Origin of the sequence: Psychroserpens mesophilus, from assembly GCF_050617655.1 — a bacterium.
GTDB classification, from domain to species: Bacteria; Bacteroidota; Bacteroidia; order Flavobacteriales; family Flavobacteriaceae; genus Psychroserpens; species Psychroserpens mesophilus_A.
Genome location: NZ_JBODQC010000001.1, coordinates 232,036 through 244,676, shown reverse-complemented (window position 1 = coordinate 244,676; position 12,641 = coordinate 232,036). Strand labels below are relative to the sequence as shown.

At 33.0% G+C, this 12,641-nt stretch carries 5 protein-coding genes; 2 read left to right on the top strand and 3 right to left on the bottom strand.

Annotated elements, in window-relative coordinates; genetic code table 11:
* The first annotated feature begins 310 nt into the window (after window positions 1-310).
* Both ACRHNM_RS01000 and ACRHNM_RS00995 read left to right on the top strand, forming a co-directional pair.
* Entirely contained in the window at window positions 311-3,406 is a 3,096-nt protein-coding gene (locus tag ACRHNM_RS01000; protein WP_431132752.1) for a histidine kinase, read from the top strand.
* Window positions 3,406-4,149: a LytR/AlgR family response regulator transcription factor gene (locus ACRHNM_RS00995; RefSeq protein ID WP_431132750.1), complete on the top strand. Its 744-nt coding sequence runs from the start codon at window positions 3,406-3,408 to the stop codon at window positions 4,147-4,149. Before ACRHNM_RS01000 ends, ACRHNM_RS00995 begins: the two co-directional genes overlap by 1 nt.
* A gap of 13 nt (window positions 4,150-4,162) precedes the next feature.
* On the opposite strand, the gene pbpC is transcribed toward ACRHNM_RS00995, so the two are convergent.
* The 3 genes from pbpC to ACRHNM_RS00980 form a co-directional block, all read right to left on the bottom strand.
* Window positions 4,163-6,511 (bottom strand): penicillin-binding protein 1C, encoded by a 2,349-nt coding sequence (gene pbpC, locus ACRHNM_RS00990; protein WP_431132748.1) that lies wholly within the window; start codon window positions 6,509-6,511, stop codon window positions 4,163-4,165.
* Window positions 6,512-6,549: 38 nt separating this feature from the next.
* Entirely contained in the window at window positions 6,550-6,867 is a 318-nt protein-coding gene (locus ACRHNM_RS00985; RefSeq protein WP_431132746.1) for an antibiotic biosynthesis monooxygenase family protein, read from the bottom strand.
* A 75-nt stretch (window positions 6,868-6,942) separates the two neighbouring features.
* Window positions 6,943-12,528: an alpha-2-macroglobulin family protein gene (locus ACRHNM_RS00980; protein ID WP_431133995.1), complete on the bottom strand. Its 5,586-nt coding sequence runs from the start codon at window positions 12,526-12,528 to the stop codon at window positions 6,943-6,945.
* Between the last annotated feature and the right edge of the window lie 113 nt (window positions 12,529-12,641).

Genomic DNA, 12,641 nt, shown 5'->3' with positions numbered 1-12,641 from the left:
AATGTACCTTGTTGCAAATTTATGTAACCGAAGTTGTTGTAAACGAGTTATTAAAGCTTGGAAAATAATTATCGGTGAAAGTTTGATAGTCATAAAATTCTTGATATTTAATTTTGAGATATGTTTAATCTTTAAAACTTTAAATTATGTCTTTAAGAGATGATTATGATTACAGTAAGGAAGAGTCAGATAACCATTCTGATAACTTGAATCCAAATAATGACAACTATTGGGATTCAAGAGGAGAAGAAAATCCAAACTCTTAAAAAATAAAGGCAAGATTTAAAATCTTGCCTTTATCATTTTGCTTATGCCAGAATCAAAAACACTTTTAGAAATAGGAGTCTATTTAAACAATAGAGTTAAGGAATTAGCCTTTGATGATTTCTTTCATTTCTTTTGGGATTGTCTTTCTAATGGAAAGCGTTTAGCTAACGATAAAGAAGTTTCCGAAATATTATATGATGCTATCGAATATGGCAATTTTTATGTTCCATCAAATATTGATACTTCAAAATTTACAATACAATCATTATTAACCATAGCGGACTCAAATATAAAGCCTATGTATTCCAAAGAAAGATTAGCAAGCGAAATGGGAATACATGAGCAAACACTAAATGAATGGTTAAAAGTATTTGATAAACCACTGTATTCAAGATTATTTAATGAAAGAAAGTTAACTTTTGAAAATATATATTCAATAATGATTTCATTAGGGTTTACAGAATCAAAGAAGATTTTAAAAAGAGGTGAGCTATCTAATAGAGTTAATTTAAAGTCATCAGTATTAAAGAAAAACCTACCTGAACTCATGCAAGTCCAGTTTGAAAAATTTATAAATTATAGTTTATGGATATATGGTTCTTCAGGTCTTCAACGATTTAATAATACAAATATTATTGATACTGGATTATATTCATTAGAAACAAGAGATGTGTTTAATGAAAAATTATTAAATATTCAGCAAAAACATAGCTTCGTTAATGGTATTGTAATGCCTGGAATGCCCAATCCTGAAACAAAAGAATATCTTTTTTTTCAAAAGAACAAAATATTATTATTTGATTGGGAGTTAAATTTTAAAAAAGAAATTCCAATAAGTTTTCCTCTTAATTATACAAATAGAAAAATAGAAAATCAAGGTTTGCTGTATAATCAAGTGGCCTATTACGCTATAGGAAAAGGTGTTTTATTTATCGATTTTAGAACGTATAAAGCCTATTATAAATCCTTCAAAGATCTCATTGGTATAAAAGATACTAAATACTTTAGATGTATCGGAACAAAAACAGAAATTCAAGTTAGTATTCCAGGACGTTTAATGGTGTTTGATTATCAGCTAAATTTTAAAAACACCTATGCATTTTCAGAAAATTTAGGAAAGTCAAGTTACAAAGATAGTCAAGGAAATATCTGGTTAACAGATCTATCAAATGGTGTTTCATTAATACCTAACACGCAATTGCAAACCCATTATTATTTACTAAATAAAAAAGTACAGAAAATAAATAGCATTCAAACAGGATTTTATGCAGGCATCAATGATGAAGGTTTTTTTAAGCTAGACAATGATACAAATACCTTTTATCCTCTAAACCAATTTAATAAATCAAATGCAGAAATCTATCAAATAAAAGAGAATCCTATTACTAATCAAAACTATTTTATTTCTGCCAATAAAACTTACAGTTTAAGACAATCAAAACTTGAGGTGTTAAATATTAAATCACTAGAATTCTATAGATTTAAGCATATGAATCCTTATTTGGGAGGAATAAAAGATTTGGCTTATTACCAGAGTGAAAATTATTTTGTTACAGGAAAGTATCTAATAAAAAGCAAGAATCCCAATGAATTTAGTAAAGCCTTAATTGAAAAATCCGGTTTGCTCTTTACAGAAGTCTTTAAAGATAATTTATATATTGGAGGCAGTGATGGTTTACAGCTAGTAAGTAATGATAGTTTGGTAAAATTAAAACTTAAAAATGAGTTGCTTAATGTATCTGTGAGTAGTATAAGTGCTTCCAAAGATTATTTATGCGCTGGAACAGATGGAAGAGGCATTTATTTATATGATGAAACGGAAGTATATCATATAAAAGAAACAGATGGCTTATCCGTACAACGTATTTTGAAAATTGATAATGTGGTATGGTTAGCCACTCAAAAAGGTGTTAAAAAGATTGAATTAAATCTAGGAGATTTAACTAATTCTAAAATAATAGATGCCTTTTATGAAACAGATGGCTTATTACAAAACAATACCAATGATATTTATATAGAAGATAACTATTTATATGCTGCAAGCGATATAGGTTTAGCAAAACTTAACCTTAATAACCCTGTTTATAAACAAAAAGTCAAGCTTTACTTTAAGACCTCTAATGATACAATTAGCTATAAAGGTGATGAACGTGATAATGTATCTATCACATTTGCTTTACATGATTACGTCAACCAAGAACATATAACGTATCAGTACAAATTATTACCAACTCAAAAAGGATGGGTAAATACAGAGACTAAAGTTCTTAACTTTTCTAACTTATCGCCTAATTTATATACCTTAGAAGTAAAAGCAACAAATCAGCACAATAACAGTAGTGTTATTAAACAGTATATAAAAGTACTTCCTAAATGGTACGAGACTACATCTAGTAAAATTGCTTTTGGAATGTTGCTTTTAGCATTTATTATACTGTCCACAAAGGCTTATAAAAAAAGAATTAAGTCTAAAGCTGAGCAAGATAAACGTATTTCTGGATTAGAACTTCAGGCTCTAAGAAGTCAGATGAATCCCCATTTTGTGCATAATTCTCTCAATGCTATCCAATATTTTATACAGCGTAAAGAAGTAGAATTATCTGAAAACTACTTATCTAAATTTTCGCAACTTATTAGGTTGTTTTTTGAATACTCAAGAAGACAAAGTATTACAATTCAGGAAGAAATAGAACTGTTAACCAAATATCTTGAGATTGAAAAATTGCGTTTTGAAGAAAAATTAGAATTTAATATTTCTGTATGTAAAGACATTGATGTTGAAGAGCAACATATCCCATCTATGTTATTACAACCAATAGTTGAAAATGGAGTTAATCATGGGCTTTTTCACAAAAAAGAAAATGGAATAATTACTATAAATTTCAAACAACTAAATACACATACCTTTGAAGTTAAAGTTGAAGATGATGGAATTGGCATCAATAAATCGAAAGCTATTTTTAAAGCTTCCTCTAAAAACTACCAATCGAATTCTTCTGCAGTACTTCGTGAACGCTTAGACTTACTTAATAAAGGAAAGCATTGGTTTATAAAATATAACATTCGAGATATTTCTGAAATAGATTCCACAAAAACAGGCACTATTGTTACTCTAACATTTAAGCACATTCAAAATTAATGACCATAAATGCAATTTTAATAGATGATGAACGAAAAGCGTTAGCAATTCTAAAAAACAAATTAGAACGATTATGTCCAAATGTTATTATAATAGCAGAAACACAAAGTCCAGAAGAAGGTATTCAATTAATAAATAAATTAAAACCGCAGTTAGTTTTTCTAGATATTGCCATGCCAAAAATGAGTGGTTTTGATCTGTTATCAGAATTAGAATCTCCCGATTTTGAAATCATTTTTGCTACAGCTTTTGATAATTATGCAATAGAAGCTATTAAACATTGCGCTATTGGTTATTTAGTAAAACCAGTAGATAATACAGATTTGGTTGAAACAGTTAAAAAAGCCACTCAAAACATTAAGGATAAATCAGCATTACAAAAAAACAAACAGCTTATTGAAAACTTAGGCGTGCAAACATTTCAAAATAAAAAAATTGTTATTCCTTCACAAGAGGGACTTGAATTTGTCAAAATGGCTGATATACTATTATTTGAAGGTAATAATGGATACACAAATATTCATTTTATGAATAGAAAACCAATTTTGAGCTCTTACAGCATTGGTTACTTTAATAATTTGTTAGAAAATCAATCATTTTATTTAATTCATAAATCTTATGTTATAAACTTAAGTTATATTGAAAAATACCTAAATGAAGGTTATGTGATTATGCCCAACAACCATAAACTTCCTGTTTCTAGATCTAGAAGACAAGACTTTTTAAACGCCCTAAAACATTAATTACAAAAAGAGTTTACTCCGAAATTGAAATCTTCCGCTTCGCCTCATTACCAAATTCATCTACAACAGTAATCAAATGCTCTCCTGATTTTGGAATAATTGCTAATTCATGAATGTCTTTAGTTGTTCCGAGATATTTTTCGTCTAAATACCAATAGACATTAGTTTCAGGCTTTGAATGTGCTATTTTCAAAATCAAATCATTAGTGTCTCCATCAAAATCTTTTGGCAGAAATACAGAATTATTTATATCAGGATAAATAAAACTCATGGCAACCTGATTTTCTCCCATACAATCCAATCGTAATTTTGGTAAGGGTTTATAAAACGGATTTTTGGTTTTGTAGTAATAGGCTTTTAAAGGAGACAATACAAACCAAGGCTTATGCTTGATGTTATTTAAGTCTTCACAAGAAGAATTTACCTGATAGGTTTCAGTTTTATCTACATGAGCAAGAATATGATACGGACAAGGCTCTGTTTTTAATCCACTTATTTGAATGTAATTATCTTCGGTTTCGTCACAAATGGAAGACGCTCTATGTCCACTTTTAGTACAAATTTTGACGACTTGCATTTCGTCAAAAGGTTTTGAAAACCAATCGCTATTTGGCAAGACATCAAACACATCAAACAGAATTGGAGCTGCAGTTTGAACGCCAACTAAACCTGGTCTGCCTTCGCCATCTGCATTACCAACCCAGACACCAACAACAAAATCTTTAGTAGTTCCAATAGCCCAAGCATCCCGAAATCCGAAACTAGTTCCTGTTTTCCAAGCGATTTGTTTAGAGTCGTCAAAAAACTCCCAGCTCTCATCACCTTCAGGACGATTTACTTTTTTTAAACTTTCGTAAGTTAGATAGATAGAAGCAGCATCGAACAAGGTTTTATCAGAAGATGTTTTACCGAAGTCTATAGATTCTGAAGCCATAAAGGTTGGTTCAACAAATTCGTTGGTGTAATATTCACTAGATGTTTCAGAAAAGTGATTTAATGTCGAAGACAAAGCGGCATAGCTTTTACATAAATCCCAAAGGTTACTTTCGGCTCCTCCAAGAATAAGCGACAACCCATAATGGTTGGTGTTGTATTTTAAATCTTTAAGGTGTAATTGTTTTAAATAATGACGAAATCGGTCCAATCCAAAATCTTGAAGCATTCTTACTGCAGGAACATTTAATGAGCGCGATAAGGCTCGATTGGCAGGAACGACACCATCAAACTCTTTATTGAAATTTTCAGGATTATAACTTCCAAATTGAGAAGGGACATCAGCAACTAAAGTATTGGGTAACAGATCTCCTGCATCTAACATGGCTGCATACAAAAACGGCTTTAAAATACTTCCTGTACTTCGAGGTTTATCAATAATGTCAACATCTTTTTGATGTACTCGATCTGTAGGCGAATTACCAATGTAAGCAAGAACCTCTCTGGTATGAACATCTAAAACTAAAACAGCTGCATTATGGATTTCGTTTTGCTTCAGAAAGTTATAGTGGTTTTTCACAATATGATTCACACGTTCTTGAAGCTTTGTATCGATTGTTGTTTGAATACGTTCACCTGTATTAGATTGTGATACTTTTTGCAATAAATGTGGAGCAATTTGAGGTAAAGCATAAGGTTTTTGTGGCAAGCCTTCAATAATGGAAAGCTCATAAGTAAGTGAATCTATAATGGAGTTATCCAGAAGTTTTTTTAGTAATCTATTACGCTTTTGTAGCAGGCGTTCCTGATTCTTTCCAGGATATATTAAACTTGGCGCATTTGGAAGCACAGCTAAAGTGGCACTTTCTGCCCAAGATAGTTGATGCGCATCTCTATTAAAATAACGCCAGGCGGCTGCATCCAGTCCTACAACATTTCCTCCAAAAGGCGCATTACTACTATAGTAAGCCAAAATGTCTTCTTTAGAATCGCGTAATTCTAATCGTGAAGCCAGAATAAGTTCTTTTACTTTTTCAAAATAAGTTCTTGATTGGCCTTTCCTTGAGAGACGTATGACTTGTTGTGTTAACGTGCTTCCACCGCGTTTCACTTCTCCAGAACTGATGTTGTCTTTTAAAGCTTTAAAAATTGAAACAGGATTAAAACCAGGATGTTTGTAAAAGTATTCGTCTTCAAACTGAACAATACACGCTTTAAATTTTTCAGGAATACTGTCATTATATGGAAATCGCCATTGACCGTCAGAAGCAATTTTTGCTCCTAACAATTCATTGTTTTTAGAAGTAATTACTGTGGCAGTTGGATCCTTAAATAAGTGGTTTGGTAAACAAAAATAGTATGCTGTCAAAAGAACAAAAAGGACAATTGTTTTCTTTTTATTGGACTTTATGTAATTTATTAGTTTCATTATAGTTATTTTAAACTTAATTTAAAAAATCTCATGATTCATGATTTAGCTTTTTCAAACTCATAATCGCGTTCCACTTTACAGATTCTAACTTTATACCAATCGTACCAATCATGCCTGCCTTTTTGTTGTGCTTTTAAATGATCAGTTTGTTGTTTCCAGTTTTTAATAGCCTCTAAACTATTCCAGTAACTAACCGTAATTCCAATAGAACTTCGAGCACTTTCAATACCTAAAAAGCCATATTGTTTTTTAGCAAGTGCTTCCATTTGTTCTGCCATTTCAATATAACCTTCTGTGTTTTCAGAATGAGAAGATGTGAAAATTACTGCATAGTATGGTTTGTTATTTTTCATGTTTTTAATAATTTGAAATCGTCGTCATTCTGAACTCGTTTCAGAATCCCATCATACATGATTAAATTCCAATACTTACTTCTCAACCTCAATCCAACGTCCTTTAGTTCTCACAAAAAAGTCATTATCATACATGGCTTCAGCCTGAGTTCCTGGTAAATAATAGCGTCCTAAATAAGCAGCATTCAACATCACTGTAAAGACTTTTGTGCCTTGACTACTTCCATTTTTTCCTAAATCGAAATAGAAGTTCACACGATCATCTCTAATATCTGTATATCTGGCAGTACTTGTTGTGGTATCTCCAAAGTCGGTAAAACGTGTGTTTACAATTTCCCATCCTGATGGAAAAATTTGTGTTAAAGCGATGTCATTTAAACTGCGATTATCTTTGTTGCTTACAGTGATTCTAGCCACAATATCTTGCCCTTGTTGAAGTTTATCTACATCGATACGATTTCCTTTTAAATCTGTATAGATTACAGACACACCTAAACCACGTTGTTCAGTGAGTTCTTGTCCTAAAGGTAATTTTCCGGAGTTCAAAACTCTAACGTAAACCAAATTGTTTTCAGCATTTTCAAGAGTTAAAGTATTTGTGCCATCAACCACAGATAGTTCACGTTGTGCAATAGAACTTTTGGTATTGATAGTTTCCGTTTTACCATTAAAAGTGTAGGTGAATTTCATGTCTTTTCCACCATTTGCTTCCACTAATTTTGCCATAGCCAAAAGGCTGTATGCTGTGGTTTGCGTACTCATCCAACGATCACTGGTTAAGTCTTTAGCAATTTCTTTTGAAAGGTCTCTAGCTTTAGGATTTTTAGTAATAATCATCGTTTCAAGTGCCATGGCTCGATTACGATTTACAGAACCATAAGTATAATTATTATGATCAACAGGTTGAAAATCTATGTTTGCAGTTCTTGAAAGTTGTTCACTTGCTTCCTTTTGTCCAGCTAAAGCATAAGCTGCAGCCAATCGCCATTTTGCTTCATTTGAAATCTCTTCAAATTCACGTAATCTGTTCATTGATGCCAAGTCCGGACTTCCAGCTAATGCCAATGTATATAATCTGTAAGCTTGTGCTAAATCTGAATTGTAGCGTCTGTAACTTAGTCTCCATTCTCTTGCAGCTTGTTTTTGATAACTCAACCAGTTGCTTTTAAAAGTCAACGGTAATACGAAACCTTTCTTTTCGGCTTCAATCATAAAATGTCCAGCATAACTTGTTCCCCAATCATTAGCTAAATTTTCACCCATCCAATAACTCAATCCACCGTTTGGTCTTTGGAAATTTCCTAAACGCTTAATGCCATTTTCGATATTAGATTGAATTTTTTGCCTCTTCTCATAGGTTAAATCAAAAATATCTGTTAAGTATAACTGTGGAAATACACCAGAAGTGGTTTGCTCCACACAACCATGAGGATAACGAATTAAGTATTGTAATCGTTTTGAGAAATCCATTGGAGGAAGCGTTGAAAATTCTACAGTTGCAAAATTGCTTCCAGGCACTCCAAAGGTTGAAAAACTAAAGGTTTCAGTGGCATTTGCTTCTAGCTCTGCAGTTTCAAATTTTGAAGTGATCGGATTCGGATTTACCACATCTAATTCTACTTTATAAGTCGATGTTTCTCCATTTCCAGTCGCAATGACTTCAACAGTATTGACACCTTTTGCTTTGCTAACATCCAGTTCAAAATAGGCCATTTGCTCATCTGGTTTAGCAAATGATAATTGTTGCGTTGCATTACCAACGACAGAAATCCCATCACTTAATTTTAAACTTAAGTTGACATTTTTAACGTTAGGCTCCATTGCAAAAACGGTTACCGGAAGTGTGACTTTTTCTCCAGGACTTAATTTTCTTGGTAAAGTTGCCAATACCATTAATGGCTTTTTAACTTCAACGGACTTGTCTGTACTTCCATAAGCTTCCTTTTCGTTGTTTCCAGCGACAACCATAGTTCGAACTGCTCCAATATAATTTGGAAGTTGTATAACATGTGAGTTTCGTTCACCAGCTTCCAATTTAAAAGGACCTAAATAAGTGACGACAGGCTTGAAACGATTCGCTTTTTTGTTTTTACCTTTTGCAGCACTTCCATCACCTCCAATGGCAAACACCTGATCAATACTTCCGGAATAGGCTCCAATGACATCATCAAAAATGTCCCATGTTTTAACACCTAAAGCTTCACGAGCATAGAATTCGTCCCATGCGTTTGGTGTTTTAAAACGTGTTAAATCTAACAAGCCTTCTTCAACCATGGCAATGGTATAGGTCATAGGTTTGTTGTTTTTTTCTGTAACGAAAACTTCAAATTCTTGTTCAGGTCGAAGTACACTTGCCATTTGTAATTCTGGTTCAAGAATCGTTTTAGGATCTTCTACCAGAATAGGAATCACACCATACAAACGAATAGGTAAATCATTAGTGGTTATCGCATGAGGTTGCAACAACGAGATATTTAAGAATACATTTGGAGCCATTTCAGAGGTAATAGGAATCTCAACTTTAGTTTCACCTTGAGTCGTTTTTACCCATTTGTAATCAATGACATCTGAGCCATTTTCAATACTAACCAATGCTCTTCCTTCATGACCTGATGGAAATGTAATCGTAGCCGTTTCACCAACATTATAGGTTTCTTTATCTGAAGCAAACACCAACATTTTAGCAGCTTCTTTATCGTTTCCTGCTGAGAATCCAGACCAGTTTTTATAGAAATAAGCAGTTCGTCCTGTAGCATGACCACTGACAGGATCGTAAATTCTGATGAGGTAACGACCTCTGTCGTTTTCAGGAATTTTTATCGTAAACGATGTTTTTCCAGTAGCATCTGTAGATGCCTTTTGCTCAAGAATTGGTCTGTGGTAACTGCTCGATACATAGTTGGATAGGTTGTCATAAGAGGAATTCCACCACCAACGCCATTCGATTTTATAGACTTTAATTTCCAGATTATCACGTTTTACAAGGTTTCCATTTTTGTCAACAACTGCCAAGTCAAACGTTTGATTGACATCTGTAAAATAGGAACCATAATAGTTGCCTTCAGGTGAACGCAAGCCTACGTAGGATTCGTAAGGCGAATAGGTTTTTGTAAATGCATCTAAAGAAAAATCACCTCCATTCTCAAAGGCTCTCACTAAAAATTGAGCATTTAGCATGCCTGGAGCATTTTTTCCAATATCAAGTTTTGTGTTAATTGTTGCTTTTCCGTCTGCATCAAGACTACCTTCAAAGACATTGAGTTCTTCAGAATTAAATTGTCTTGTAGGATCTCTAAAAATGTAACCTTTATAATGTTTAAAGCTGGTGTATGAGGTACTGAATTTTGCTTTTACTTCAGCTTTAATATTTTTTGCTGGAGCACCATGTAACCATTTTACGTCAAGCGTTCCGTTGAGTGGTTTTGTTCCTGAGAGGACGTCATCTTCAAAATCAATTTTAATTTTGAGTCGGTTTGGTTTAACCGTTTCAACCTTTAAAGTCTTATAAAATTGTGCGCCTCCAACAGACACTTTTGCGCTGTAGTTTCCGGTTTTGCCTTCAGAAGACGTTGGTACAATAAACTTGTAAAAGTTGTTTAAGTGATCTGAAGTGACATTTTTATAAATCAACTTTCCGTTGGGATCACTAACTTCTAATTTTACAGGATGACCTTCAGGAAGTTGATTCGCTTTGTCATTTAGCAAAAACGTTAAGAACAATGAATCTCCAGGACGCCAAACGCCACGTTCACCATAGATGTAACCTTTAAGTCCGCGTTGTAGCCTATTTCCAGACACATCAAATTTGCTTAAGGATAACGAATTGCCATCAGTAAGTCTTAAGTAGCTTGTATTACTTCCCTTAGAAACGATGGCGAAACTAGCAAAGTTGTTTGCTTCAATCGTTGCCAGACCTTCCGTATTTGTTGAAATGGAAGCAATGTTTTGCTGCTGAAAGTTGAACAATTTTATAGTCGCTCCAGTTTCAGGATTTGTAGTCAGAATATTAGTCACAGCAAAATAATAGGTATGATCTGCGCCTTGTTTTGCTATCACACCTAAATTGGATGCCAAGAGGTTTTGAGAGACGATTTTACTTTCATTATAATACGCCTCATGACACGGATTTTCACGTTGTCTCCAGTTATACGTGTAGTTTCGGTATCTGTAAGTGCGATTGTCCCAATATTCTTCTTCCTTTAAATCTTCATCTTCGGTATTGGTGTCTGAATAATCGCCATAATAATAATCCTCTTCATAATAGTACTCGTCATATTCATCATCTTCACTTACATCACTATTTGGGTTTGCCTCACAATCATACAATGAATAATTTTTATTATAGCTGAGTTCGACGCGATAAATAGCTCCAGGATCAGCTTTAAAAAACTTAGACAAATCGATGCTGTAAGCTTCCCATTTCCCTGTATTTTCTGTGGAAGTTTGCAGTTGAATGGTTTGTTTTGCAATGCGACGACCAACGCGTTTGATTTCATTTTCGTTGTTGCTATTTATTGGATTGTCCTGAAGAAATTGTAAGATATTATCTTCAAATATTTTAATCACACGAATATCTACAGCGCTAAGGTTTACGGCTTCAAAATTGAATTTAAGATCGTTTGAATTTGGTAATATTGTTCCGTTACTAATCAACCGAACCATTGGTTTCAATTCTTCAAAAGAGATGACTTCAGAAAAGGCAGTCTTTAATTTGTAACCATCTGTATTAGAAATGCCTTGAAAAATATCGACTTGAATGTCACCAACTAATTTGCCTTCAGGATAAACTTTAAGCACATTACCATCGACACTAAATTTTGGGTTTTTAACATTCTGAATGGTAATCAAACCATCAAAGTTTTGCTGCTTTTTTAAAGGATCAGAAAAGTTAACGGAAAGGTATTGCTCAGGACTTTTTACAGATTCCACATTGATTATGGTGAAGTTGTTAATTCCAGGAATGGCTAATGTGTTTTCACCTTTATTATTGGCTTTTATCGGTTTTCCATCCCATTTTACAAGGATTTCAGAATCTTCTACCATACGATTAATACTGTCGATTCTAAATTCAAAATACTTTGAGTTTTCGATCAATTCATTGAAATGAATGTTTAAAGGTTTTCCATTTTGTGAAGCTTCAACTAATGTTTTTGCATCTTCAACAGAAATAATATCAGCAGATTTTATAACCGCTTCTAAATATTGCCATTTTTTTGAATACGATTGTAAATCTTTAGTAATCAAACTAAAACTAGGCGTGATGGTTTTAAACTGAAACACATAATCTTCATAGTTTTTTGGCATGTTTTTATAGATTTCATCTAACTTAACCATAACAGTATATTCTGTAGCAGGTTCTAGATGCTCATCAGGTGTGAATACTAAAGTATGACTGTTTAAGGTTTTAAGAGTGCCTTCAGTGTGAGGAGAAATTTTTATAAGATTTTCAGAAATGTCTTGTTCCTTTTCCCAGCCTTCTACATCTTTAGCTAAATTGATTGTAATCGGCTCGGCAACAGATTGCAATCCAGATGAGGTATAACTGATGTAGTCTCTGTATTTAAATAGGCTGTCGGTCTCTTGAGTGATGCTATCTTTTTTCTTACAGGAAAAAACAACTATAAGACTTAGTATGAGTGTGATTATCTGATTTAGTTTCATGGATTGAGTCATATTTTAGTGGTTTGTGTTTAACATTCAAACCATCAATTGATAGCCGAATACTATAAAATTAAAGTATTCTATAAGTTTAAAGGTTCCTTTTTTTTAAGTGT